Source organism: Rhodococcus sp. MSC1_016 (genome assembly GCF_023667485.2).
In the GTDB taxonomy this organism is placed as follows: domain Bacteria; phylum Actinomycetota; class Actinomycetes; order Mycobacteriales; family Mycobacteriaceae; genus Rhodococcus_F; species Rhodococcus_F oxybenzonivorans.
Genome location: NZ_JAMOZI020000001.1, coordinates 2391845 through 2416665, shown reverse-complemented (window position 1 = coordinate 2416665; position 24821 = coordinate 2391845). Strand labels below are relative to the sequence as shown.

Below are 24821 nucleotides of genomic sequence, written 5' to 3'. Positions count from 1 at the left end.
CTATCCCTCGCCGATCACGAGTGTGCGGAAACGGCTGTCATGAAAAACAAGGGGTTGTGCTGTCTCATTTACCGCGGTGCTGTTGACCTCCAGAAGTACAACATCGTGGTCCCCTGCGGGGATCGACGTCGAGATCCTGCAATCGAGCCATGCTGCGGCGTCGGCTAGGAATACTGCATTGGATTCGCCTGCGAACCAGGAGATCCCGGCGAACCGGTCGACGTTCTTGGCCGCGATCTGGCGACTCGCCGCTTCGTGCGTCGATGCCAGGACCGAAATACCTAGATGGCCGTCCTTCGACAGCGTCGGCCACGTCGTCGAAGTGTGCTGCACGCAGATCGATACCAACGCCGGGTCCATGGACACTGGTGTGAACGAGGTAGCCACGATTCCCACCGGTCGTCCCTCCTGGAGCGCGCATACTGCCGCGACGCCAGTCGGATATTGCCCGTACAGTCGGCGGAGCTTGGTGGTATCCCGTTGCGAGTCACCCGTCTTTACTGGATCGAAAGTGATCATGGCGTACCGCCTTGGCTGAGAAGTGAATTGGATTTATCGACGTCGGAGGATCGCGTTGGGGTCGCTCGCATGTCGTGCATGTCACGCACCCCTGGCGCGCGCATGCTGGACAATGAGGGAGGTGACGGCGTCGAGGCATACCGTCCCGATGGATGGCGACGCGCCTGCAGGGTCTCCCAGAATTCCGTTGGGGGATATCGAATGAATGCCCTCCCGGAAGGCACGATCGAGGAGTCCCTTGTCAACCATGCCCGAGTATCCACGGGCAAAGCGTTCGACGCGAACCCTGTCGGGGTGAAGTGCGAGCATCACGGAGGTTTCTGCGACGTCAGCATGCCCACCGACGTTGCCGCCCAGGGAGGCCACGTCCTCGGCGGCCCGGCGCCAGGCGTCCAGAATCGCTTCACTGTCGGTGAAGACGATGACCGACAGTGGTGCCAGTTTGTCCGCCAGACGCAACTCGAAGTCGCGCATGACCGGGTAGTTGCCGATGTGGCCCGAGAACACGACAATCCGCTCGAAACCGGACGCAGCCAGGTGCGCGCTGTAATCTTCGCAGATCGCCTCGAGAGTCGATGCGCGGAGGGACAGTGTGCCGGGGAATCCGAGGTGATGCGGCGAGTACCCGACACTAACGGTCGGCAGGACGAGCGCACCTCCGAGGTCGTGCGCGACCCGCACTGCAAGAGCGTCGGCGTGGTCAGCGTCCATCGACAGCGGTAGATGCCGGCCGTGCTGTTCGACTGCACCGAGGGGCAGGATCGCGGTGCGCGCCCCACCTGCGATTGCGTCACCGATTTCGGCACTCGTCATGTATTCGATCCGAAGTTCGTTCATTATGGCACCTACTTGCGATCCGGCCTGGCAAATCGGGCCTGGCGGGCAATCTCGTCCTGCTCGCCTGCGTCGTACATCTCGTCGACGAGATCGGTGAAGGAGGCGAGGATGTTAGAGCGTCGGATAGTGGCTTTGGCCGTCAGCTCTCCCGCTGCCGCTGACAGCGCCCGCGGCAGAACCCGGAACTTCTTCAATTGCAACGGGCGGGCGAGTTCGGAATTGACCTCGTCGATCCATCGGGTCAGAGCAGCATCGCGGTCATCCCGAGTCATTGCCTGCGCCTCGTCGCTGACGCTGAGCAGTACGGTGAGGTACTTGCGGCCTTCGCCCACGACGATCGCCTCGTCGATCAGCGGACTCGCCTTGAGCCGTACCTCTATCGGCTGCGGGCTGACGCTCTTGCCGCCACTGGTCTTGAGGACATCCTTCATTCGCCCGATGATCTTCACCTCGCCATCGGAGCTCTGCTCGACAAGGTCGCCTGTGCGGTACCACCCCTCCTCCAGCGCCGAGGCCGTCGCCTCCGGATTGTTCCAGTAGCCGTCGAAGAGACATGGGCTGCGCACCTGCAACTCGCCTTCGTGGGACACACGGACAACCCACCGGGGATCGGGCATGGCCTTTCCAATGGTTCCCGGCGCTGGAAAGGCGCGATCCCACTGGGCGATCACGGAGCCACACGTTTCCGTTGTACCGAAAAGCTCGCGAAGATCGAGACCCCACATATGCCAGAGCGCGGTCACGTCGGGGGCCATGCTTCCGGAGGCTGTCCAGCTCACCTCGATGCGATCCATGCCGACTTTCGCCCGCAGTAGCAGGAACACGTATTTCAGGCACACGCCGTAGAGGACTTCGAGGTACTTTGGCACCTGTTGCCCACGCCAGCGTAAATCGCTGACCCTGCGCGCGACCTTCATCGCAATCGCGTATCCGAAGCGGAAAGCTCTGCCGGACTCGGCAAGCGCCTGCAGTATTTCGCTGGCGAGCTTCTCGTGCATCCTCGGCGGCCACAGGACAGCAGTTGGCCGCACCCCGCAGAGCGCTTCGACCCGTTGATCCATGGTGCAGTAGGTGACGACGAGCCTGGTCATTATCGGCGCGAAGACTCCGATCAGAGCCGGCGCAACATGTGAAAGTCCGAGGAATCCCACGAGGTCGTGCCGGGACCTGCCGATCTCGGGGTAGGACATTGCGAAACCAAGTACCGAGTACTGGAGTGTGCGGTGCGTGTGTCTCACGCCCTTCGGCGCTCCAGTGGATCCTGAGGTGTAAAACAGGGCGGCCAGCTGGTCGATGTCGCCCGCTTCGACAAGAAGCGAGAACAGTTCCGGCTCAGCCACAGCCCGAGCGCTCCCGATGGCGCATAAGGACTCCCAATGTACTGCTTTGACCGTTTCCGGCAGGTCTGCCGGCTCGGCGTCGAAACTGACAGTTGCACGTAAGTGCGGCAACTTGGGGGCGAGCGCAGCAACTTTCGCGATATCGGACGTGCCCTCGGCGAAGATCGCGGTCGCGCCGCTGCTCTCGAGCGCGTGCTCTACCTCAGGGGTCGAGCTTGTGGGGTATACCCCGACCGGAACGCCACCCACACTCAGGATCCCGAGTGCCGCCACAACCCACTCTCGGCGGGTAGAAGACATGATGGCCACCCGGTCGCCCGGCGCCACCCCGAGATCATGGAGGCCCAGTGCGGTCGCCCGCACTTCCTCTAGATACTCGCTCCAGCTGGTCGGGCGTGCAGCGCCCTCAACCCAGCTGCAGAATGCGACCGTGTCCGGTTCGCGCTCGGCGCGGTCGCACAACATCTGGGCGAAGGTGCGATCCACGGCCTCGAATCCCGAGACGCTGCGCAGTACCGGTATTCCATCCCTGCCGCCCTCACGCGAACTCATTGAAACAGTGTTCTCCATCTCCATGGTCACTGCAATTCCTCAGCTAAGTCGTTGATCTCGGTGCCCGTGTAGCGCTTGACTACCTGCCACTTCCCGTCGACTACCTGATAGATCCCGTAGTCGGGCACCGCAGTGTTCGTCGAGTTGTAATTGACGGGACCGCTGGCACCGTGATAGTCGATCGTTTCATCTTTGGCCAGGAGATCCAGGCCTTCGTCCAGGGAGAACACCGGCGTGCCGCCGGAATCAGTCACGTTGTGGAGGTTCTCGGCAATCGCCGTGCCGGTGGTCTCGCCGCCGGCCGCCATCGCCAAGAGTCCCGAAACGATCGCATCGTATGCCATGGCCGCCGTGGGCTGCTGAGCGATGGCCGCACCTTGCTCGACGCCATACTCCTCGACCAGCACATCGCGCATCCCCGCGACGGACGGCGAGTCTGCCGCGACCGCGGACTGACCGTACGCGCCTTCGAGGTATTGGGCCCCGACCTCGTCGAGTAGCACGGGGAAGGTCAACTCTGCGATAAATGCCCATTTGCCAGGTAACCCCGACCGCGCCCACTCGCGCACGATCGGTACAGCGGGCTCCACGGAGCCGGCGAGGAACACCATATCGGGCTGAGGCTCAAAGGCGCTGCGCACCTCCGGCAGATAGGAACTCTGTCCGCCGTTGAAAGCGACCTTCGCCACCACCTTGCCACCGAGCTTCGTGTAATAATCCTCCAACCAGCTCGACGTGCTTCGCGCTGAGTCGGAGTTTTCGTAGAGTATGGACAGGGTCTTGATGCCGTTGTCCCAGAGGTTTTTAGCGACCGCCAGGCCATCGAAAGTGTCCGGACCAATAGTGCGGAAGGTGTAGGGATTGGCCTGGTCGTCGTACTCGACGATGCCGGAGTACGGAGACGCGATCGCAACCTCGCTGCGTTCTGCCTGGCTGAGCGTCGCCATGAACGTCGATGACGTCGGACCCACGATGAATTGCGCGTCGTCTTTATTGATGAGCTTGGTGACGGCGCGGACTCCATCCTCGGCGTTGAACTTCTCGTCCTCGCTCACAACCTCGAGGGTCGTCCCATTGATGCCGCCACGCTTGTTGACATGGTTCACTACTGCTCGGGTGATCGAATCGACAGGCCCGCCGAAGACCGCCGCTTCGCCTGATAGCGGCGCGGCCACACCGATCACCGTGGTTCCGCCCGACGCCCCTCCACCGTCGCCGCAACCTGTGAGCACTGCCCCCGTCGCCATGACCACGCATGCGACCGATACCTTGCCTGCTGTTGTTCTGAGTACTTTCATCGCTCAAAATCTCCTGTGAACTGCTGCTTTGGGGGGTCGGACTTTCTCTGGTAGAAGCGAGGAGAGTGAAGCCTGCTTCTCTTTCGCGATTGCGGTAGGCATGCGTGCTGCTCACGCCTGTGGGATTCGAGCACCCAGGAACATCTCGGCGAAGCCCGGATCCGCTAGCAGTTGCGGCCCGTTTGCCTCGTGATGAATTTGGCCCGATTCCATGAGAAATACGCGTTCGCACAGTGGCAGGATCTGGCTGGGATGCTCCTCGATAATCCATAAGACGCCGGTCCCGCTGCGTTCGATGACGCAGATCTGCTCGATGAGCGAATCGACAATCTGGGGCGCTAGACCGGTGGTGGGTTCGTCGAGGATCAACAGCCTCGGCCGCATGAGCAGCGAGGAAGCGATTGCGAGCTGCTGCCGTTGTCCGCCGGACAGCGTTCCGGATCGCTGCTTTCGGCGCTCTGCGAGAATGGGAAACAGTTCGAAGACCTCGTCCACGCGATCATGAGGCAAGCGCATCGCGCGAGTAACGACTTCCAGATTGTCCTCGACGGATAGTGCACCGAAAACGTTGCGCAGCTGAGGTGTATATCCGAGGCCGCGGCGTGCGCGCTCGCGGGCGGACATCCCATCGAGGGGCTCGCCACCAAGTCTGACGCTCCCGCCGCGTGCATCGACTACCCCGGCGATGGTCTGCACGAGGGTTGTCTTGCCGGCTCCATTAGGGCCAATAATGGCTGTAATCGATCCTTCCTCTGCGGCAAGAGAAATGCCCCGGATGATGTTGTTTCGACCGTAGCCGCTGGTGAGGTTTTCGACATTAAGCAGTGGCACGGCGTACTCCCAGATAGGTTTCGATAACTAGGGGGTCGCGGATGACGTCCGCCGGTGGGCCGCTTGCAATGACATGGCCGTCGTGCATGACGTACAGCGCATCGGAGATTGCGTTCATGAAGGACATGTTGTGCTCGATGACGAGCACCGTGACGCCCTCTACATCGCGCAGCTGACGCACTGTCGCAGATAAGCGGTCCTGATCGTCGGGGTTCAGGCCCGAGGACGGCTCGTCGAGCATCAACAGCGACGGCGGTTCCATGAGCAGCCGGGCGATCTGCAGTAGGCGGCCTTGGCCGATCGACAGATCTCCCGCCCGGACGTTCGCCAATTCGACCAAACCCAGGCGATCAAGCAGAATCCATGCACGGTCGACCAGGCTGCGCTCACTCGCCGAGATCGCGCGCGGAGACGTGAAGAGGCGCGAGAGGCGCTCGCCTGGCACAGTGCGCACAGAGGTGAGCAAATTCTGCACGACCGACATGTCAGTGAAGTCAGCAGTGTTCTGGAACGTGCGCTTCAGGCCCATCCGCGCAAGTTGGTGCGTCGGAGCCCCTGTCACGACACGCCCGTCGAACACGACCGTCCCTGCATCAGGCTTCAGGAAACCGGAGACTGCATTGAACAGGGTGGTTTTGCCGGAGCCGTTTGGCCCAATGAGTCCTGTAACCTTGCCCCGGCTAACGGTCATATCGACACCGTCGAGCGCCCGGAGCTGACCGAAGCTCTTCACAACGCCCTTCACTTCGAGCAAGGGATTCGGTGCAGTCATCAGCGACCACCTGCCACAGAAGTCGCCAACACAGGAGGTGTTACGGAGGGGGAGCGTGGTGGCGGGTAGACGGACAGTCGCGGCCGGAAGAGGCCACCCGGCCAGAACAGGAGTATCACAATGAGGACCAAACCTTGCAGTGCGTCCTGAAGGCTGGCCAGCAGCTCCGGTGTAATAAAGTCCACTTGAATGTATGTGAGGCCCTCCCGCAGGCCCAACAGAACAACCGCACCAAGAACCGCGCCGACATTGCTGCCTGTCCCGCCGATAATCAGAGCAATGAAGACCGTGAAGGTGATATTCACGTTGAAGAAAGTCGGAGTAAGGATCGACAGATACCACACATACATCACCCCGGCCAGACCCATGAAGAACGCCGCAAAGACGAAAGCTTTGAGCTTGACCGCGTAGACGTTCACACCGAGCGAACGGGCCACCGCTTCGTTCTGGTTGATCGCGAGCAGACTTCGGCCGAACGCCGACCGAGTCACCCGCCGGAAGAGCAAGAAGCTGATTCCTGAAACAACCACAACGATCGCAGCGACGAACAACACCTGCGCTCGACCCGGGACGATATCGAGGCTGGGCACCGGCGCGTTCAGCAGCCCGCGCGCCCCATTGGCGATCGCCGGCTGGTTGATGAACAACTGGCGGATCACCTCGGCAAGCGCTAGCGAGACAACGGCGAGGTACTCCCCACCGACCTTCAGCAGGCCGCTTCCGACAACGAACGCGAGCAGAGCTGATACGAGACCACCAATGATTGCGCCCGCCCACCACGGCAAACCGAGCCCGAGAAGGTATGTGTACAATCCGGACGGTGCCGGCATGACGGTGAGTGCGTAGGCATAGGCGCCGACACCGAAGAATGCCGCCACACCGAAATTCACCATCCCGCCAACGCCGAACTGAAGGTTCAGTGCCAGGGCTGCGACGGCGTAGATCCCCATTAGAGTGATCAGTCCGCCAAGAATCAGCAGAGTGCTCATGCGACACGCTCCTTCGGCCCGCTGAAAAGGCCCTCAGGCCGGATGAACACGACCAAGGCGATCACCGCGAACACAACCATCTGGGTGTATTCGGACGGAATGACAAGGGTCGCGAGACTTGACGTAAGACCGACGAGGACTGCCGCGAGCATCACGCCGTAGATACTGCCGAGACCACCGATGATTGCGGCGGCGGAGATGATCAACACCTGATCCCAGCCGAGCTCAGGGTAAATGCGTGCGGTCAAGGCGATGAGCGTTCCCGCCAGCGCAGTCAGCGCACTCGCTACCGCCCAGGTGATGTATTGCAGATAAGTGGTGTTGACACCGCGAATCTGAGCCAGTGCCTGATTGTTGGCCATCGCGCGCAACGCCCGTCCGCTGTAGGACTTCGACAGCCAAAAGTGCAGTGCTATAACCACCAGAGCGGCAATGACGATTACAGCGACCTGATCGATGCCGGCCACGGCAATCCCACCGATACGGAAGGTCTCTTGAAGAGGGACGTCGAGTGTCTTTACGCCGTACCCCGTGAAGACCTCGATCATTGCGTGAATGAAGAACGCGAGACCGACTGATGCGATCATGGGAATATAGTGCGGACGCCCGCGCATCGGCCAGAAGATCAGCCGAGCTGATACGACGCCCGCCACCGTCGTGACGGCGATCGCCGCGAGACACGAGACTATCCAGTGAAACCCGAGCAGCACGTTGAACCCGTACGCGCTGAACCCACTGAGCACGATCAGCTGGGGCAGCGCGATATTCAGGAAGCCCTCCACCCGGCGCACCAATTCGAAGCCCACGGTCGCGAGCAGCAGAACCGCACCGCTGACCAGGCCTGCAACAAGGACGGCTAACATGACTCCACCCTCATCCCTGACCTCCTCGAGTGCGACTGCCGTTCCAGCTATCTCGTAGTCCACGGGCGACGGGGTCATCGAAGTACTCGGCGGCAGACCCAAGTGTGCGATGCAGGGAGACTTCGTCGCGGGAGTCGTCGGAATCGTTGACACTGCGTTTCAATGCGCCGTAGAGCACGGGTGCCTTGGCCCCGGCCTCACGTGCCGATGCGACAGCCGCAGCGACAAGGTCTGCGGGGTCCGCGAGGACATCGACGAGACCGATCTCCAGTGCGGTTTCAGCATCGAATAGTTCCCCCGACAACAGCAGTCGCCTCGCGGTACGTGCTCCGAGTAGTCGGGCGGCACGCTGAATACCCTTATCGGCCGGTAGGAGGCCGTGATTGATCTCTGGGAAACCAAAACGCGCACCGTGGACGGCCAGCACGGTATCGGCGAACAGAGCAATCTCCATGCCACCGCCCACACAGTGACCGTTGATCGCGCTGATCACCGGTCGCGGGTACCTGTCCATTGCTACAAGTAGCGAGTGAAACTCCCGCATCCGGGCGTCCAACTCTTGTTGGGGTGCTTGTTCGAGTTCTTTTATATCGCCTCCGGCGCAGAAGAATCGTTCTCCCTGGCCTGTGAGGACGACCGGGGGTGCTTCACGCATCTCGCTGAGGTCGGCAAACAGCGCCGCGAGATTGCGAATGGCTGATCGGTTCAGTGCGTTTGCCGGCGGCCGGTCCAAGGTGACGACAAGGACACCCGTATAGTCCGCGGCGGTGAACCCGGCGGTCTGTGTGGTCTCAGGCCCTCTCATGCTTCACCCGGCAACTTCTTGCGTCGCCGGGGAACCAACAACGAGGTGGTCATCTCGGCGGGCGGAGGGAAATCGGGCCGGTCGCCCTTCGCGGAAGGCTTGTCGGGCCTCGGCGTAGTCTGCGCCGGCGAAATTGAGGGTTTCCAACGCCGCCGACAATTCCTGCTGCGGAAGGGCGTTGGTCAGCCAACCAGAGTTCAGTGAACGCTTCGTCCAGCGGATTGCCTGCTGCGAGCCCTGGGCAAGGTCATCGGCGATCGCCAAGGCGCGTTCGAGCACGGCGCCTTTCGGTTCGGTGAGGCTCACCAAGCCGATCCGCTCGGCCTCCGCGCCGGTCAGGCTTGCTGACGTCAGCTGGTAGTACTTAGTTTTGGCCATGCCGACCAGCAGCGGCCAGATCAGGGAAGAATGGTCGCCGGCGACCACCCCGATGCGGGTATGGCCGTCCAGAAGCAAGGCGTCTTCAGCAGCTACGCTGATATCGGCGAGCAGTGCCATCGACAAACCCCAGCCCACCGCTGGTCCGTTGATCGCGGAGATGAGAGGCTTGTCCATGTTCAGGAGGGTCGTAATTCGCCGCCGCTCATCCTCCATGAGTTCGATCGCGTCATCCAGAGTAGGGTCTGGTTCGCGTACGTCCATGCCCGTGCAGAAACCGCGGCCGGCGCCGGTGATGACAGCCACACGCGTGTGGGGGTCTCGGTCGACGTCCTCCCAGATTCCGGACAGATGCTTGAACATCGGCAGCGTCAGGGAGTTGAGTCGCTCGGGACGATTGATGGTGATGAGGAGTACCCCATTCGGCTTGCGCTCGATCAAGATCTCCTTCGGGTATCGGCTGAAGACGTCATCCGTGGCCAATGTGCTCATCGTGCTTCTCCTACCTCGACACTGTTTCCGGTTGTTTCTTTCTGTGCACTTTCGAACGCTTCCACCTCGGCGTAGTGGGCCGGACGGGCGGCGCGAATATCGTCCAGAACCGCGGCAGGGGTGCGCACCATAGCGCGGGGGTTCTTGAACTTGGGGATTACGTACTTGCCGAAAAGTTCGATCGACTTCATCAATTCCCTGTGGGGGAGCCCGTCGATGCGCATAACGAGCGAGTCGGCGCCCAAGTCGGCGAATCGCTGTACCTGGGCGACACAGTCGTCGGGATCGCCCACGATGAAGCCGGAGGAGTCCTCGAACATGTAGCGCTCATCGTTGAAGTCCAGATGCTTGACGGCTCCCATGTACTGGTAGTCATCGGAGAGTTTCGAGAGGCGTTGGTACGCGTCGGTCGATAGCGCGACCGATTCTGTGAGGCTCCTCGCCCATGTGACGGCTTCGTCGCGTGTTTCTGCGCAATGCATACCGCCGCCGACTGCAACGAGCTTTTGTGCCTGCACTGGGTAGGTGTGCGTCGCGCCGTCGAGAGCGTCATCGTAGATACGCAGCATATTCTCGAGGAATTCGAAGCCCAGGTAGAAGCCTCCGACGATCGCGCCGACGCCGAGCTCCGCCGCAGTTCGAACAGACTCGGGACTCCCGGTCGCCATGTGGATCGGAGGATAGGGAGTCTGAATTCCTCTGGGTACGAGGCTTCGTGGTGGGATCTTGTAGTGCTCGCCCACAAAGGAGAAGACGTCGTTGTGCAGCGCGCGTCGAATGACTTCGAGCCCCTCGATCTGCTGGGCCTTGTTTTCCGTCGGTGAAACCTCAAAGGCCCGCAGTGCAAGGGTGGTGTTGCCTCGGCCGACACCGAGTTCCACGCGGCCGTTGGACAGAATGTCTTCGGTGGCCAGCCTCTCGGCGACCCGAAGCGCGTGGTTGATGCGCGTGGGCAACAGGGTCACCAGGTGCACGAACCGAATGCGTGAGGTCAGCGCCATCAAGTACGGATAGAGGACCTCCGGCGCGGACGTCGTCGCCGTGCCAATCGCCACGTGCTGCTCAGAGGTGCCGAACGCATCGAAACCCACCTCTTCGGCGAGGAGGACCTCGTCGACGAGCTCCCGGTATCGGTGCTCATGGGTATGCCCTGGGGGCGTTTCGCCCTCGCTCATGAAGATGAATCGCATGGCCACAACCTTTCGTGTGTGAATGCGCATTAACGTGAATGAGCATTAACGTAGAACGAGAGTGTGAGCTTGTCAACACTCGGCGGGCATTTGGGCACCTTCACTCGCCACGGCCCGCAATATCGCTGGTCAGATGCAAAAGTGTGCGGTCGCGCGCGGAGCGTGGGCCCGCAGCTAGCATCGACAGGTGTCCGATCGCTGTCCGATTGTGTTAATGCGTGTTACTATTGGTCGCATGGAGCTGATCAAGGTGGATGCGAGCGACGCTTGCAGGCGGTGTGCGACTCGGTATGTGTTGATCTCAGATTTCTCGGGTTGCCCGGTTGCTGTCGTGAACCATGAAGGCTGATCAGATGCCGTCAGCCGCGCCAACGGTTCGCCGGTCACGCCGGGAGCTGCTGCTGGAGGTCGCCGCCGATCTGTTCCTGCACCAACCCTACGACTCGGTTACGGTCGAGATGATCTGCGCGAAGGCAGGAATCTCCGCTCCCGGGCTCTATCGTCACTTCCAGAACAAGCAGGCCCTCCTCATCGCAGTGGTGGAGAATCCGTTGGAGTTTCTCCATCAGTCCGCCCGGGCGACGGTGGAGTCGGAACCCGATCCGCGTGCTGCGCTGGACGCCATGGTCGAATTCCACATCAGGTCGGTCCTGTCTGCGGCCCCGACAACACTGATTTTCCTCAAGAACGAGCACGCGTTTCCCGAAACGGATCGCCGGCGCATTCGACGAGCGATGAATATGTACGCCGAGGAGTGGATTTCGACAGTGTCGCTGCTGCGGCCAGAGCTGTCGGATCCGGAGGTACGCCTGCTTACGCAGGCGGTGTTCTCGATGTTGAATACCGTACCCACGCTCAATAAAGGTCTTGACCAGGAGTCGATCGTCAAGACAATGTCAACTGCGGCGGTCCAGGCATTGACCTCTCCTCGGGCCGAGTGATGGCGGACCTGCCGGATTGATCAGGCGCCTACGGAACGTGGCGATAGCATCCGGTACTGGCCTGTAAATAGACCCCGTTCAATCGGATACCCTGGTTGAACGGGGCTTGATCGTCGACGATCGAGCGAAGGCGACATCCGCCTGTGTCGGTCGCACCAGTCTCGACCTCAAATATTTAAATACACTGTTGCACAGTCGAATACTGCAGCAGACTGCGCGATCCTCAATGCGGCACGTGGATCGGAGCAGTGACGCCGGCCCGGGGTCGCGCAATGACAGGATCCGCGCCCTTCCGTGCGGAAGCGCCTGGCCGGTCCTGCAATCCGATTTACGGGGAGACTCAATTGAGCGAGCATGATGTGCGAATGATCGTCCTGTCAACCGACAACTTGGACGAATCGGTCCGGTTTTACTGCGAGACTCTGGGAATGCCGTTGAAGTTCCGCGACGGGGACCGTTTCGCGGCCCTGGATGGAGGGACTATCACCGTCGCGTTGGCGACTGCGGTCGACCACCCCATGCCGGGGCAAGTTGTCGTCGGCATAAGGACCGCCGACGTCGACAGTGCGGCGAAGGCCGTGGAAGCCAACGGCGGTGGCATTGTGGGAGGCCCGTATGACCACGGACACGAACGCCGTGCAATGGTCTACGACAATAACGGCAACGGCTTGGTCTTCTACAGCCCGCTGACCCGATAGCACAGGACTGCCGGGCCCCGCGCATTGCACGTGGTCAGCCTTGTATTACCCGATGGGTGTGGGTGTAGAGGTTCATGTTCTGGCCGCGAAGAAACCCCACGAGCGTAAGTCCTGTTTCGTCTGCGAGGTCGACAGCGAGTGACGATGGCGCGGAGACAGCGGCAAGTATGGGTATGCCTGCCATTGCGGCTTTTTGGGCGAGTTCGAACGAGGCGCGACCGCTGACCATGAGGATGCTGCCCCGGCAGGGGATGCGGTGTTGAGCGATTGCCCAGCCGACGACCTTGTCTACGGCATTGTGCCGGCCGATGTCCTCGCGGAGGGCGAGTAACTGCCCGTACTGATCGAAAAGTGCGGCTGCATGTAAACCACCGGTGCTGTCGAATACTTTCTGCGACTGGCGTAGTCGGTCGGGCAGTGTCGCCAGAACATCGACATGCACCGTGGTGTTGTCCTCGGCCGGGGAATGGACCGTCGCGAGGCGAACGGCGTCGAGTGATGCTTTCCCGCAAACTCCACATGAGGAGGTTGTGTAGAAGTTGCGTTCGACACCGGGTTGGGGTGGGGGGATGCCAACGGTGAGGGTGATGTCGAGGACGTTGTAGGTGTTGAGGCCGTTGTCGTCCACTCCGTCGCAGTAGCGGGCCGAAGCGACGTCGTCAACGCTGTTGATGACTCCTTCGGTGAGGAGGAAGCCGTGCGCGAGTTCGACATCGTGGCCTGGGGTGCGCATGGTGACCGCGAGCGGGGAGCCTCCGACACGGATTTCGAGTGGTTCCTCGACGACGAGTGTGTCGGGCCGAGTTGTGGAGTTCGGTCCACGCACGCGCACGATGGGGCGACGGGTAGTGATGCGTCCCATCAGGGTCGGTGCTCGAGCCGAATCAGGATGGCTTTGCTGACGGGCGTGTTGGATTTGTCTGCGACGTGGTCGAGGGGAATGAGGGGATTGGTTTCGGGGTAGTAGGCGGCGGCGTTGCCGACAGGCGTGGGGTAGGCGACGAGTCGGAAGTTGTCGGCTCGTCGTTCTTCGACGTTCCCGCTCCGGTTCTTCCATCCGGAAATCAAGTCGACGTGGTCGCCGTCTCGGTATCCGAGTTTTTCGATGTCGCGGGTGTTGACGAACAGAACTCGCCGGCCGCCTTTGACGCCGCGGTAGCGGTCGTCGAGACCGTAGATGGTGGTGTTGTACTGGTCGTGACTTCGCATGGTCTGCAACATGAGTCGGCCAGGCGGGACAGGTAGCCACACGAGGTCGTTGACGGCAAAGTTCGCTTTACCGGTCTCCGTCTGGAACGTGCGTGAGTCTCGCGGCGGGTGGGGGAGTCCGAACCCCTCCTTCTGTCGGACCTTGGTATTGAAGCCGTCGAAGCCGGGCACGACGCGCGAGATCGCATCCCGGATGAGGTCGTAATCGGCGGTGAACGACGTCCACGGCACGGGATGGCCGGGGCCGAACAACGTCTCGGCGATGCCGCAGACGATGGCAACTTCGGAGCGCATGTGGATGCTCGACGGGGTAAGACTTCCGCGGGAACGGTGGACCATCGACATCGAATCCTCGACGGTCACGAACTGCTTACCAGTCGCCTGGACGTCTTTGTCGGTGCGTCCGAGCGACGGCAGAATGAGTGCGGTGCGGCCGTGAACGAGATGACTGCGGTTAAGTTTGGTGGACACCTGGACGGTGAGCGAACAGTTCCGGAGGGCGGCCTCTGTGACGTCGGTGTCCGGCGTGGCGGACACGAAGTTGCCACCCATTGCCATGAACACCGAGGCTCGCCGTTCGCGCATGGCGCGGATGGAGTCGACGGCGTCGAGCCCGTGTTCTCGTGGTGAGGTGATGCCGAATTCGGTGTCGAGGGCGGCGAGAAACGATTCTGGCATCTTCTCCCAGATGCCCATGGTGCGGTCGCCTTGGACGTTGGAGTGCCCGCGGACGGGGCATACCCCGGCTCCGGATTTACCGATCATGCCGCGCATCAGCAGCAGGTTCACGGCTTCTTCGATCGTGGCAACACCGTGTGTTTGCTGGGTCAGTCCCATCGCCCAGCAGATGATGGTGGCGTTCGACTCGATCAGGGCCTGCGCTGTGTCGTGGAGTTGTTCGATTGTCAGGCCGGTGGCGTCGACGACCGTGCCGAGATCGACTCTGCGGATGTGATCGAGCCAAGCGTCGAACCCCGCGGTGTGGCGGTCGATGAAGCGTCGGTCGAGGACGGTGCCTGGCGCGGCGTCCTCGGCGGCGACGAGCAGTTTGGCCAGCCCCTGGAAGAGGGCCATGTCAGCGCCGATGCGGATCTGCAGGAAGTCGTCGGAGATCGCGGCTCCGTCGCCGATGACACCATGAACCTTCTGTGGGTCTTTGAACCGCAGCAGTCCGGCTTCGGGAAGCGGGTTGATGGCGATAACCCGGGCGCCGTTGGATCTGGCTTTTTCGAGTGTGGAGAGCATGCGTGGATGGTTGGTGCCCGGGTTCTGGCCGGCGATGAGAATGAGGTCGGCGTTCTCGATATCCGGAACGGATACCGATCCTTTGCCGATGCCGATCGAGGCGGTCAGTGCGCTGCCGGACGATTCGTGACACATGTTCGAACAGTCGGGCATGTTGTTGGTGCCGAAGGAGCGAATCAGTAACTGGTAGAGGAACGCTGCTTCATTGGATGTTCGGCCGGAGGTGTAGAAGATCGCCTCATGTGGGCTACCCAGCGCGTTCAGTTCGTCTGCGATGATGCGGTTCGCGTCATCCCATTCGATTGGCTCGTAGTGTGTGGCGCCTGGGCGTAGCACCATGGGGTGGGTGAGGCGTCCCTGCTGTCCGAGCCAGTACTCGGTGCGGCCGAGGAGGTCGTCAATGGAGTGTGCGGCGAAGAAGGCTGGGCCGACGGTCCGCTTGGTGGCTTCTTCGGCGACGGCCTTGGCGCCGTTCTCGCAGAATTCGGCGTGCTTGCGGTGGCCGGGTGTTTCCGGCCACGCGCAGCCCGGACAGTCGAAGCCTTTGCGCTGATTGAGTTTGGCGAGAGTGGCAGCGGTGCGCGTCGCACCCATCTGTGACATGCCGCGTTGAAGTGATACGAGCACCGCCGGTACGCCTGCGGCGTACTGCTTGTTCTTCGTCACGACGATGCTGTGCTCGTCGTATTCGTAGTCGTCTCGACGCGCCATCAGCAGTGCAGCCTTCCCCAGGTTTACAGACAGTCGGTCGAGGATGCACCACGGATATGGGTGGTGTCCAAGATGCCCGTCCTACTGGTCGATAGGCGTTGCCGATGATGTCTGGTCGAGGACTGAAGCCGTCGCTTCGAGAGCCTGAACGAGAAGGGACGACGGGCCTTCTGCGCGGGTGATCAACCCGACCACTGGAGCTGTGCGACCTTCGATGAGTGGAGTGGACCGGAGGCCGGGTGGTTCACCGAATACTTTGAACCACACCTGAGGCACGACTGCAGCCCACTGCCCGGTCTTGACGTGGGCATAGAGGGAAGCGATGGAATCGGTTTCGACTTGTGCGGTGTGGACGGCTCCGTCGTCGGCGAAATAGTCGTCGAGGATGCGCCTGCCGCGCATGATCGACGGCAATGTGCACATCGGCAACGTCGACGCTTCGCTCCAGGAGATGTCGGCGCGGCGCGGGAGGGCCGGGTCGTCGGCGGTCAAGAGTGCGTATCGCTCACGATAGAGCGGGAAAGTGTGGTAGCGCAGGGCGATGTCGTCGTCGAGGTAAGTGATGCCGCCGTCGAGCTCGAAGCGATCGAGCCGAGCTGTGATCTCGCTCGAGGACAGGTCTTCGGCGAGACGCACCGTGATAAGGGGATGCCGCAGACACAATGGGCTCGACAGGTCGGCGACTGTCGCGGATGCGGTGGGAATGACCCCTATTCGGAGGGTGCCGGTGACGCCCGACCGTAGGCTGGCGGCCTCGTGTAGGAGTGAGTCCTGGTTGGCAAGAATTCTCTGAGCCCAACGTACGATCTGCTCGCCCTCCGCTGTGAGGCCTTCGAACTTGCGGCCTCGAACGATCAGCGGCAGATCGAGTTCGATCTCCAGTTTGCGGATCGCCTCCGACAAAGCCGGTTGAGAGACAGCACATGCATCCGCTGCGCGAGTGAAGTGCTTCTCACGCGAGAGGACGACGAGGTACTCGAGCTGCCGGAACTGCACAGCATAATCTTCTCATCCCGTCTCGCTCCCGGAGGAGGCGGCGAAGTTTTGCGGCCCGACAGCTGAGTATCGGATGCGTCGTTTGGTGTCAGGGTCACCTCTCTCGCATCGCTGGCCAGGGTCTAGGCCAGGTCCGTTTTGGCCGTTTCGTGGATCGTGGTGAGGCCTCCCCAGGCGACTGCAACGGGACCAGACGGTCGGTATCGACGATTCGATCAACACAATTGCCCCGACTCGGTGGCAGGTGGCGTTACCCTGAATTCAGATCATTGAGGGACAAAGAAATGCTGTGTCTTTGGGGTACCGCCGGATCGAGTGAATCGCCAGCTGCGCATGGCAAATGGTGATCCACTCGAGACTCAGCGTGACGTGGCGTCCGCCGTCGTTGCGGAGTTGACCACGGCAGGGTTTACGGAGGTCCACGAAATCGGACGTGGCGGCTTCGGTCTTGTCTACCGTTGTGGGCAACCCTCGCTGGACCGCACTGTCGCGGTGAAGGTCCTCACCGCCAATCTGGACGAAGACAACCGGGCACGGTTCTTTCGAGAGCAGCGGGCGATGGGCCGCCTTACGGGTCACCCGAACATCGCTAACGTGCTCCACATTGGAACCACAACCAGCGGTCGGCCCTACATCGTGATGCAATACCACTCGCACGGTTCGTTGGACACCCGAATCCGTCGGCATGGCCGACTCGAGTTGGACGAGGCTCTGCGATTCGGCGTGAAGTTGGCCGGCGCGCTCGAGACCGCGCACCGGCTCGGCATCCTCCATAGAGACGTAAAGCCGGGGAATATCCTGATCACCGATTACGACGAGCCCGCCCTGACCGACTTCGGCATCGCTCATTTTGCTGGGGGATTCGAGACCTCGACGGGCATTCTCACCGGATCCCCGGCTTTCACAGCCCCCGAGGTGCTCGAGGGAGAGGAGCCGCCCAGCGCGGCCTCAGACATCTACAGTCTCGGCGCGACCTTGTTCTCGGCCGTAACCGGGCACGCAGCTTTTGAACGTCACAGCGGCGAGCAAATAGTCGCACAGTTCATTCGCATCACTACCCAACCGGTACCAGATCTCCGCGAGCAGGGGATTCCGGATGATGTCAGCGCGGCCATCGAACACGCGATGTCAGTAAATCCTCGGGAGCGTCCCCTCAGCGCGGCGCAGTTCGGTGACGAACTACGCCGGAGTCAGCTCGCTCACGATTTCCCGGTCGAAGAGATGGACCTGCTCGCCGAACGAGGCGCGAAGCGCTCCGCACAAGACCAACCAAGAGCCCGTCGCCGCTCCACCGCCGGCCTCCTCCACAACGCGATCCCGCCGTCAACATGGGGAGCGGCGGGAGATCTTCCGGCGGACCTCACCAGCTTCGTAGGCCGCCGTCGCGAGCTGACCGACGCCAAGGCGAAGTTGTCTACTTCCCGCCTGGTCACCTTGACCGGGATCGGCGGGGTCGGCAAAACGCGCCTTGCGCTACGCGTTGCGACGGAGGCGCGGCGCGGGTTCAGCGGCGGTGTGAGGTTGGTCGAGCTAGGCGAACTGAACGAGCGGTCACTGCTCGTGGATGCGGTCGCTGCGGCCGTCGGAATACATCATCGCTCGGCACGACCGCTTGAACGCGTAATTGCGGAGTTCCTCGCCACACGCAACCTTCTGCTCGTTCTGGACAACTGCGAGCGTTTGGTGGATGCAGTCGCCACGCTCGCCGGGGAACTGCTTCGGACCTGTCCCGAGCTGCGGATTCTGGCCACGAGCCGGGAGGCCCTCGGTATCGAAGGGGAAGCGGTGCTGCGCGTACCGCCGCTAACGATTCCCGACGCGGACGATGAGTCGTCCCTGCGCGGGCTTTCCCAGTACGACGCCGTGACGCTGTTCTTGGAACGTGCCGCCGCTGCGGTGTCCGGGTTCGAGTTGACCGAGGAAAACCGGATCACGGTAGCGCATATCTGCCGGGCACTTGATGGTCTACCCCTGCCGATCGAGTTGGCGGCCGCGCGGTTGCGGGCGATGTCTGCCGACCAAATCGCCGAGCGACTGAATGACCGGTACAAACTGCTGACCCTGGGACGTCGCGGTGCGCCGAGGCGCCAACAGACGCTGTGGTTGTCGATGGACTGGAGTTACGACCTGTGCAGTTCCTCGGAACAGCAGCTGTGGGCACGCGTGTCGGTATTCGCCGGGAGCTTCGAATTGGACGCGGCGGAAGGCATTTGCGTGGGGGAGAAGGCTCCTGAGGATCTGCTCGACGTGCTCACAGCGTTGGTCGACAAGTCGATCCTGATCAGGGAGGCTCCGTGGGGAGTGGTGCGTTTCCGCCTTCTCGAGACGGTACGTGACTACGGCCGACACAAAGCAGAGCAGTCCGGCGACTACCAGACGTTACGCTCGCGGCACCGGGATTGGTACGAGAAGCTGGCACTGACAGCGGAAGCGGAGTGGGTCAGTTCGCAGCAGTTGAAATGGATCGCACGGCTCGGGCGCGAGGAGTCGAATCTGCGTGAGGCGATGACGCTGTGCCTATCCGAGGTAGGCGATACCGACCCCGAGGCCGGGCTGCGGATCGCAGCTGCGCTGTATCCCTTCTGGCTTACCCGCGGCAAGCTCACCGAGGGACGATACTGGCTCGACCGAGCCCTCGCCTGCCATCCCCGGCAGCCCACCGCGACACGAGTCAAAGCCCTGTACTACAGCAGCGTGCTGTCCGAACTTCAGGGCGACCTCCCCGCTGCGACTGCACTGGTCGAGGAGGGGCGATCCTTGGCTGAGCAGATCGACGACCCGATGACGCGTGCACTCGGCACCCAAGCAGAAGGGCTACTCGCGCTCAACAACAGCGACCTCCAGCGCGCGAGCGGACTTCTGGAAGAAGCCCGCACCATGTACGCGACACTGAACGATGACCATCGAAAGGTTGCAGTTGAGTATCTACTGGGTATGGCATATGGACTGCGTGGGGACATTCCGCGGGCGATGGCATGTCATGACAGGGTTATCGCGATGACGGATGATTTGGGCGAGTCGATATATCGCTCGTATTCGTTGTGGTCCATGGGTGTTGGGGTTTGGCAGCAGGGAGATTCGAAGCGTGCCGCTCGCTTGCTTGAAGACAGTTTGCGGCTCGGCCGACTGGCGGACGACCAAATTACCGTCACCGTGTGTCTGGAATCCCTGGCGTGGCTTTGTGACGAGCGCCATGCACAGCGTGCCGCGGTGCTGATGGGCGCCGCCGAGGAATTGGGGCACACCGTGGGCAGCTCGACGGTGATGTTCCCCCACCTCCTCGTCCACCATGAAGAGAACAAGCGCCGGATTCGCCATACACTCGGTGAGCGCGCCTTTCAAGCCGCCCATCGGGAAGGGCGCGCGCTCGGAACTCACGATGCCATTGTGTATGCCTTGAACGAACAGCCCAGGGACACGACGCGGCCCGCCGGTATCGCGACGAACCTGACCAAACGTGAATGGCAGGTCGCCGACCTGGTAGCAAAGGGTTTGACCAACAGGGCGATCGCAAAGAGTCTCGTCATCTCGGACCGTACCGCCCAGGGCCACGTAGAACACATCCTGAGCAAGCTCGGATTCACCTCACGAGCACAGATCGCGGCCTGGTTCGTTGACCAGACCCAAGGCGAACAACTCTGACTCGTGAGCTCCGCGTACCCGCTCAGATCGGTCAACGGCGCACCCGATAGCGCAGGTGAAGCACCCGATTGCCCTGAATCACCACGTCAGGATCCTCCAACAGGTGCTGCGCGTGGACCGATCCGAAGAAACGCTTGCCGGACCCGAACACCACGGGTGCGACGTCCATGCGCACCTCGTCGACCAAACCTGCGGCAAGCACCTGGCCACCGACGTCGCCAGCGGCGACCTCGACGATGCGGTCACCCGCGAGCTCCTGGGCCTTGGCCACGGCTGCGTCGATGCCGTCGACGAAGTGAAACGGCGCCTCGCGGTCCCAGCCCTCGGGCATCGGCCGGTGCGTCACAACGACCACGTGGTCGATTCCGCCCGGAGGCTTGCCGTCCCAGCCGTCCGTCATGTCGAAGACGTGGCGGCCGACGATTGTCGCCCCGATCTGGTCCCAGTACGGCCGGGTGTAGTCGTAGGACGTCTGCGACATCTTGATCTCGCCGCTCTCGTCCAACGGGACGTCACCGCTGGACAACCAATCGAACAGCGGTCCGGGCTGGTCGTTCTCGTCCGCGATGAAGCCGTCCACCGACACCGAGCTGTACATGACCACCTTGCCCATGGGGCACTCCTCTGCTTTGGGGTTTCCCAAATGTAGCGGGTCGTGAGCTGTCGCTCTTGTAAGAAATCAATCGCCTGGCAGCGGCCACGCGAATGAGTGTCGCGCCGGATCGGTACGGCGCGGCAGGAGGCGCGGAAGACCATTGAGGAGATCCACCGCAGCACCGCTCTCGAGATCGCGCTTGGATTACGAACGAGATTTTTTGGCTTATTAGAAGGGGTTCGGCTATTGATTTGTGCGGCGCCGACGATCCGTGGGCCAGGGGCCACCCCGGAGCGGTCGGTCGTCGAGCGTGCGTTTCTCGTTGTCACGGAACCGCGGCTCGTAGTGATGGAAGAACACCTTGCCGACCAGGTCCCGTCGGCTGTGCACGCCGGTCTTGTCGAAGATGCTCTTCAAATGTTGCTGCACGGTCTGCGCCGACACGTGCAGCTCGGCGGAGATCTGCGAAGTCGACGCCCCTTGTAACACCATCGACGTGACCTCCTTCTCCCGCTCGGTCAGCCCGTACGCCGACATCAGCAGGGGATACAGACGACTCGGATGCGCCGGCTCGACGATCACCGCGATCCGCCGCCTGCCCGTCGACGTCAGGCATGCACCGTGCAGCACCAACCACGCACCCGACCGCGACAGCACCGGCGAGATGGCCACGTCGCCCAGCCGATCGCGGTCTTCTACACACCGCAACACACGACCGGCGAGCGTGATCACCGCGGCCGGCAACTCGCCCCGATCCCAATCCCCACCCGGCAGATCCACCATCCACCGGTCGACCCCGGGCGTCGCGGATTCGATGTTCCAGTTCTCGTCGAGAACAAGCAGACCCGGTGAATCGGCGTACTCCGGTTCCTCGGCCTGCCCGTACAGCAGTGCGCGGCGGGCACCACCCGCGAGGACCGGCGCGATCTCCTTCACGAACGACTTCTCGGTTTCGGAGAACATCGGCATTCCCTCGTCGCGATAGAGGCTCAGCGCTCCCCACGTTTCTCCCGAGCGCGTGCGTAACCGTGCGATCAGCTCCTGGTCGCCGCCGAGCGTCCGGTTCCGGCGCCAGCGCGGACTTCCCGACGGATCACCATGCGCCGCGTCGTGCAACGTGGAAACCCCGTCGGCGGAACGCATTACGTCGGGGACGGACTGAACGTCGTCCTCGTAGTACTCGGCGGCCAGCCATTCCCCGGGAAACTCGTCCATGCCGAAGTGATAATGACTGGTCATCAGCAAGGACACGGGGTCGAGGGTGAACCAGCACGGCGTCCAGTAGTACGGGACGACCCCGGCGACGACGTCCGACGCGTCCCGCCACAGCGAGACCAGCCCGCGTGGGGCGGCGCACAATCGTGCGACCTTGTCTACCGCGCACTGCACGGAATCCACGCTCACGAGTCAATCGTACGAGCGCGGATCGGCAATCGGATATACCAGAATTGTGGAATGGTGCCCCCTCCGCGTCGGGCCTAGCGTCGGTGACATGTCCAAAACCGATACCACGAATGTGCGGCTGAGCCCGCCGCCGCCCCAATTGATGCGGCTGGTCAATCCGTTGGTCCGGCGGGTCCTCACGACCCGGTCACTGGGGCGGCGCATCCGGCGCCAAGGACTGATCGAGTTCACCGGCCGTCGTACCGGGCGTACCCTGCGGGTGCCGGTATGCCTGCACGACGTCGACGGTCAGACGCTCGTCTTCACCGAGCGTCCGTGGCGGCGCAACTTCGCCGGCGGTGCACCCGTGACGGTCACCCACCGGGGCCGTGTCCGCCGGGGGCGGGCCCTGCTACTCGAGGCACCCCCGCCGAGGCAGGCGCCGCATTCCGGGCAGCTCTCGACGACGGGGCCACCCCGTTCGAACTCGGGCTGAAGGTTCCGCGAGGATACGAGCCGACCGAAGCCGAACTGGCGGCGATCGCCAGGTCACTGATCCGCGTCGACTACGATAACTGAGGAGAGTTCTTATGCGTATCAACAGAATCCGACGTGACATTACTGCTCTGAGCGACGAATTGGAAGTACCGGGGATCGGACACCTGCCGGTGAACGCGTACGTTCTGCACGCCGCCGAACCCGTCGTCGTCGACACCGGACTGAGTCTGCCCGGACGCGGGTTCATGGACGCCCTGGGATCGGTGCTCGACGCCGCGGACGTCGAGTGGATCTGGCTGACGCATCCGGACCGCGATCACACCGGCGCGCTGTTCGACCTGCTCGACGCGGCGCCGCGCGCCCGCCTGATCACGACCTTCGCGGGCGTAGGCATCATGTCGTGCGCACGGCCCGTGCCGATGGACCGGGTCTATCTGCTCAATCCGGGTCAATCCCTCGACGTCGGCGATCGGACGCTGACGGCGTTGCGGCCGCCGCTGTTCGACAATCCCAGCACCGTCGGCTTCTACGACGACCGCAGCGAGGCCTACTTCTCCTCGGATTGCTTCGGGGCGCCGATGGAGACCGCCGAACTCGCCACCGCCGATGACATCGGCTACTGCACGCCGACCACGGTGCGCGCTGCCCAGCACCTGTGGGCCACCGTCGACAGCCCCTGGGTTCACACGGTGGACCAGGACAAATTCCTGGCCACCGTGTCAACCCTGAGCGATCTCGAACCCCGGCGACTCCTCAGCACTCACCTGCCCCCGGCGGACGGGCGCACCGCGGAGTATCTCGACATGCTCGCCACCGCGCCACAGGCTGATGCCTTCGTCGGACCCGACCAGGCCGCACTCGAACAAATGTTGGCCGGATTCGAACCCGCTCGCTGAGAGTCCTCCGGGCTTGTTCGCGACCGACGCCGGCAAGCAGGAACAGGTGAAGCGGTTTCCACCACGATGTGCTCGGCCAGGTCGCGCACCGAAATCTGTGACGGTGTGGGCAGACGCCTGTCACCTCACGTTCAGATGGACGCCGGAACTCCGGTGCGCCCGACCCGCGCGACGGCCACATGAGCGGTCGAGCGTCCTTCGTGAAACGCTTCGAGCGTCGTTGTATTGCAGCAGAGGTAGAGGGTGTCGAGGTTCTCTCCGCCGAATGCGCACGCCACTGCCCACGTGTCGGTGACCTCGACCTTATCGGTGATCTGGCCGCCTTCGACGACCCGATAGAAGCCACTGTCGGCACCGAGGGTCAACGCGTTCCCGAACCAGAGGCCTCCGTCACTATCCAGGGCGATGCCATCGGGATGAAACGACTCGTCGAGCTGAGCCCATACTCGGTGGTTGGTCAGACCGCCATCTTCCGCCATGTCGAACGCGCTGATGCGGTGCGGGAAGGTTTCCGCGACCAGCAGGGTGCCATCTGGGGTACGTGCACAGCCGTTGGGGAAGATCAGATCTCCAGGAACCTGCGAGACGCTGCCGTCGGCACGGATGTGGACGAGGTGTGTCGGCTTCGGATCCTCTTCGCCGAGCGCGAATCCGAAATTGCCGGCATAGGCGTCGCCCGCCGGTGCAACGTACAGGTCGTTGCCGATCCCTCCAGCCAGTGCGCTGAAGTCGGCATACTGCTCGAGCTTGCCGCCGGCGGTGATGCGATACACCGACCGCTCGTTCTGCGAGACGACAAGAGGTGTCCCGTCGGGAAGGAAACCGAGTCCGGACGGTCGTCCGGGCACTTTGGTTATCGGCGTTGCGGCGCCGTCCTCAGCGAAGGTGAGCACCTGTTCGCTGAAGAAGTCGCTGGCCCAGAGTTTTCCGTCATGCCAGCGAGGTGCCTCGAGAAACTGATGCCCGGTCGAGAATACTGTGGGTTGGTAGGTAGCCATCGCGTGAACTCCTAAGTCCGTGCGGGTTGAGGTACTGGGTGATTTTCACTCGGCTGTCAGGAATTGGGTCCCGTGCCAAGGATTCACACTTGGGCACGATTGTGGACTGGATCGGCTCCTTGTGGAGAGAGTGGTCGACGAAA

The 24821-nt window shown here is 62.3% G+C and carries 22 protein-coding genes; 5 read left to right on the top strand and 17 right to left on the bottom strand.

Going from position 1 to position 24821, the window contains the following annotated elements:
• The 11 genes from L1080_RS11255 to L1080_RS11205 all read right to left on the bottom strand — a co-directional run bounded on the left by L1080_RS11255 (position 1) and on the right by L1080_RS11205 (position 10866).
• Positions 1-519, bottom strand: a complete 519-nt coding sequence (locus L1080_RS11255) for a flavin reductase family protein (RefSeq protein ID WP_159922217.1) — start codon at positions 517-519, stop codon at positions 1-3.
• 81 nt (positions 520-600) lie between these two features.
• Positions 601-1356 carry a creatininase family protein gene (locus tag L1080_RS11250; protein WP_250768264.1) on the bottom strand — a complete coding sequence of 252 codons (756 nt, stop codon included), beginning with the start codon at positions 1354-1356 and terminating at the stop codon, positions 601-603.
• 8 nt (positions 1357-1364) lie between these two features.
• The gene (locus L1080_RS11245) at positions 1365-3248 is read right to left on the bottom strand and encodes an AMP-dependent synthetase/ligase (RefSeq protein ID WP_250768261.1); all 1884 of its coding nucleotides are present in this window, start codon (positions 3246-3248) and stop codon (positions 1365-1367) included.
• 26 nt (positions 3249-3274) lie between these two features.
• Positions 3275-4546 (bottom strand): ABC transporter substrate-binding protein, encoded by a 1272-nt coding sequence (locus L1080_RS11240; protein ID WP_159922221.1) that lies wholly within the window; start codon positions 4544-4546, stop codon positions 3275-3277.
• 111 nt (positions 4547-4657) lie between these two features.
• Positions 4658-5377 carry an ABC transporter ATP-binding protein gene (locus tag L1080_RS11235; RefSeq protein ID WP_162603222.1) on the bottom strand — a complete coding sequence of 240 codons (720 nt, stop codon included), beginning with the start codon at positions 5375-5377 and terminating at the stop codon, positions 4658-4660.
• Positions 5364-6149 (bottom strand): ABC transporter ATP-binding protein, encoded by a 786-nt coding sequence (locus L1080_RS11230; RefSeq protein ID WP_250768258.1) that lies wholly within the window; start codon positions 6147-6149, stop codon positions 5364-5366. The genes L1080_RS11235 and L1080_RS11230 overlap by 14 nt, the downstream gene beginning before the upstream one ends.
• A complete protein-coding gene (locus L1080_RS11225; protein ID WP_250768255.1) occupies positions 6149-7138 on the bottom strand; it encodes a branched-chain amino acid ABC transporter permease in 990 nt (329 codons plus the stop codon). The genes L1080_RS11230 and L1080_RS11225 overlap by 1 nt, the downstream gene beginning before the upstream one ends.
• Positions 7135-8001, bottom strand: coding sequence for a branched-chain amino acid ABC transporter permease (locus tag L1080_RS11220; protein ID WP_250768252.1), 867 nt, complete (start codon positions 7999-8001; stop codon positions 7135-7137). The genes L1080_RS11225 and L1080_RS11220 overlap by 4 nt, the downstream gene beginning before the upstream one ends.
• A 10-nt stretch (positions 8002-8011) precedes the next feature.
• The gene (locus tag L1080_RS11215) at positions 8012-8806 is read right to left on the bottom strand and encodes an enoyl-CoA hydratase/isomerase family protein (RefSeq protein WP_250768249.1); all 795 of its coding nucleotides are present in this window, start codon (positions 8804-8806) and stop codon (positions 8012-8014) included.
• 3 nt (positions 8807-8809) lie between these two features.
• Positions 8810-9676, bottom strand: coding sequence for an enoyl-CoA hydratase-related protein (locus L1080_RS11210; RefSeq protein ID WP_250768248.1), 867 nt, complete (start codon positions 9674-9676; stop codon positions 8810-8812).
• The gene (locus L1080_RS11205) at positions 9673-10866 is read right to left on the bottom strand and encodes an LLM class flavin-dependent oxidoreductase (RefSeq protein WP_284707575.1); all 1194 of its coding nucleotides are present in this window, start codon (positions 10864-10866) and stop codon (positions 9673-9675) included. Before L1080_RS11205 ends, L1080_RS11210 begins: the two co-directional genes overlap by 4 nt.
• A gap of 353 nt (positions 10867-11219) precedes the next feature.
• Here L1080_RS11205 and L1080_RS11200 point away from each other — a divergent pair, with 353 nt between their 5' ends.
• Both L1080_RS11200 and L1080_RS11195 read left to right on the top strand, forming a co-directional pair.
• Positions 11220-11807, top strand: a complete 588-nt coding sequence (locus L1080_RS11200; protein WP_250768245.1) for a TetR/AcrR family transcriptional regulator — start codon at positions 11220-11222, stop codon at positions 11805-11807.
• A 344-nt stretch (positions 11808-12151) separates the two neighbouring features.
• Positions 12152-12505, top strand: a complete 354-nt coding sequence (locus L1080_RS11195) for a VOC family protein (RefSeq protein WP_250768242.1) — start codon at positions 12152-12154, stop codon at positions 12503-12505.
• A 34-nt stretch (positions 12506-12539) separates the two neighbouring features.
• On the opposite strand, the gene fdhD is transcribed toward L1080_RS11195, so the two are convergent.
• From fdhD to L1080_RS11180, 3 genes are all read right to left on the bottom strand, one after another.
• Positions 12540-13367, bottom strand: a complete 828-nt coding sequence (gene fdhD, locus L1080_RS11190) for a formate dehydrogenase accessory sulfurtransferase FdhD (RefSeq protein WP_250768239.1) — start codon at positions 13365-13367, stop codon at positions 12540-12542.
• Positions 13367-15670 (bottom strand): FdhF/YdeP family oxidoreductase, encoded by a 2304-nt coding sequence (locus L1080_RS11185; RefSeq protein ID WP_250768236.1) that lies wholly within the window; start codon positions 15668-15670, stop codon positions 13367-13369. The genes fdhD and L1080_RS11185 overlap by 1 nt, the downstream gene beginning before the upstream one ends.
• An 81-nt stretch (positions 15671-15751) precedes the next feature.
• The gene (locus L1080_RS11180; RefSeq protein ID WP_250768233.1) at positions 15752-16666 is read right to left on the bottom strand and encodes a LysR family transcriptional regulator; all 915 of its coding nucleotides are present in this window, start codon (positions 16664-16666) and stop codon (positions 15752-15754) included.
• Between the two features lie 333 nt (positions 16667-16999).
• Between L1080_RS11180 and L1080_RS11175 the strand changes: the two genes are divergently transcribed.
• Complete coding sequence (locus tag L1080_RS11175) at positions 17000-20308, top strand: protein kinase domain-containing protein (RefSeq protein ID WP_159922243.1); 3309 nt, start codon at positions 17000-17002, stop codon at positions 20306-20308.
• 31 nt (positions 20309-20339) lie between these two features.
• Here L1080_RS11175 and L1080_RS11170 read toward each other — a convergent pair whose 3' ends face one another.
• Positions 20340-20921, bottom strand: a complete 582-nt coding sequence (locus tag L1080_RS11170; protein WP_159922245.1) for a dihydrofolate reductase family protein — start codon at positions 20919-20921, stop codon at positions 20340-20342.
• Positions 20922-21146: 225 nt separating this feature from the next.
• Positions 21147-22292: a helix-turn-helix transcriptional regulator gene (locus tag L1080_RS11165; RefSeq protein WP_250768607.1), complete on the bottom strand. Its 1146-nt coding sequence runs from the start codon at positions 22290-22292 to the stop codon at positions 21147-21149.
• Positions 22293-22395: 103 nt separating this feature from the next.
• On the opposite strand from L1080_RS11165, the gene L1080_RS11160 reads away from it, so the two are divergent.
• Both L1080_RS11160 and L1080_RS11155 read left to right on the top strand, forming a co-directional pair.
• A complete protein-coding gene (locus tag L1080_RS11160) occupies positions 22396-22782 on the top strand; it encodes a hypothetical protein (RefSeq protein ID WP_250768230.1) in 387 nt (128 codons plus the stop codon).
• 94 nt (positions 22783-22876) lie between these two features.
• Positions 22877-23680, top strand: coding sequence for an MBL fold metallo-hydrolase (locus L1080_RS11155; RefSeq protein ID WP_159922249.1), 804 nt, complete (start codon positions 22877-22879; stop codon positions 23678-23680).
• A 131-nt stretch (positions 23681-23811) separates the two neighbouring features.
• Here L1080_RS11155 and L1080_RS11150 read toward each other — a convergent pair whose 3' ends face one another.
• Positions 23812-24678, bottom strand: a complete 867-nt coding sequence (locus L1080_RS11150) for an SMP-30/gluconolactonase/LRE family protein (RefSeq protein ID WP_250768227.1) — start codon at positions 24676-24678, stop codon at positions 23812-23814.
• Between the last annotated feature and the right edge of the window lie 143 nt (positions 24679-24821).

Bases quoted from the DNA above. Each gene is read 5' to 3' on its own strand.
- L1080_RS11255 (WP_159922217.1), bottom strand. From the start codon at position 519: ATGATCACTTTCGATCCAGTAAAGACGGGTGACTCGCAACGGGATACC.
- L1080_RS11250 (WP_250768264.1), bottom strand. From the start codon at position 1,356: ATGAACGAACTTCGGATCGAATACATGACGAGTGCCGAAATCGGTGAC.
- L1080_RS11245 (WP_250768261.1), bottom strand. From the start codon at position 3,248: ATGAGTTCGCGTGAGGGCGGCAGGGATGGAATACCGGTACTGCGCAGC.
- L1080_RS11240 (WP_159922221.1), bottom strand. From the start codon at position 4,546: ATGAAAGTACTCAGAACAACAGCAGGCAAGGTATCGGTCGCATGCGTG.
- L1080_RS11230 (WP_250768258.1), bottom strand. From the start codon at position 6,149: ATGACTGCACCGAATCCCTTGCTCGAAGTGAAGGGCGTTGTGAAGAGC.
- L1080_RS11225 (WP_250768255.1), bottom strand. From the start codon at position 7,138: ATGAGCACTCTGCTGATTCTTGGCGGACTGATCACTCTAATGGGGATC.
- L1080_RS11220 (WP_250768252.1), bottom strand. From the start codon at position 8,001: ATGTTAGCCGTCCTTGTTGCAGGCCTGGTCAGCGGTGCGGTTCTGCTG.
- L1080_RS11215 (WP_250768249.1), bottom strand. From the start codon at position 8,806: ATGAGAGGGCCTGAGACCACACAGACCGCCGGGTTCACCGCCGCGGAC.
- L1080_RS11210 (WP_250768248.1), bottom strand. From the start codon at position 9,676: ATGAGCACATTGGCCACGGATGACGTCTTCAGCCGATACCCGAAGGAG.
- L1080_RS11205 (WP_284707575.1), bottom strand. From the start codon at position 10,866: ATGCGATTCATCTTCATGAGCGAGGGCGAAACGCCCCCAGGGCATACC.
- L1080_RS11200 (WP_250768245.1), top strand. From the start codon at position 11,220: ATGCCGTCAGCCGCGCCAACGGTTCGCCGGTCACGCCGGGAGCTGCTG.
- fdhD (WP_250768239.1), bottom strand. From the start codon at position 13,367: ATGGGACGCATCACTACCCGTCGCCCCATCGTGCGCGTGCGTGGACCG.
- L1080_RS11185 (WP_250768236.1), bottom strand. From the start codon at position 15,670: ATGGCGCGTCGAGACGACTACGAATACGACGAGCACAGCATCGTCGTG.
- L1080_RS11175 (WP_159922243.1), top strand. From the start codon at position 17,000: ATGGCAAATGGTGATCCACTCGAGACTCAGCGTGACGTGGCGTCCGCC.
- L1080_RS11170 (WP_159922245.1), bottom strand. From the start codon at position 20,921: ATGGGCAAGGTGGTCATGTACAGCTCGGTGTCGGTGGACGGCTTCATC.
- L1080_RS11160 (WP_250768230.1), top strand. From the start codon at position 22,396: ATGTCCAAAACCGATACCACGAATGTGCGGCTGAGCCCGCCGCCGCCC.
- L1080_RS11155 (WP_159922249.1), top strand. From the start codon at position 22,877: ATGCGTATCAACAGAATCCGACGTGACATTACTGCTCTGAGCGACGAA.
- L1080_RS11150 (WP_250768227.1), bottom strand. From the start codon at position 24,678: ATGGCTACCTACCAACCCACAGTATTCTCGACCGGGCATCAGTTTCTC.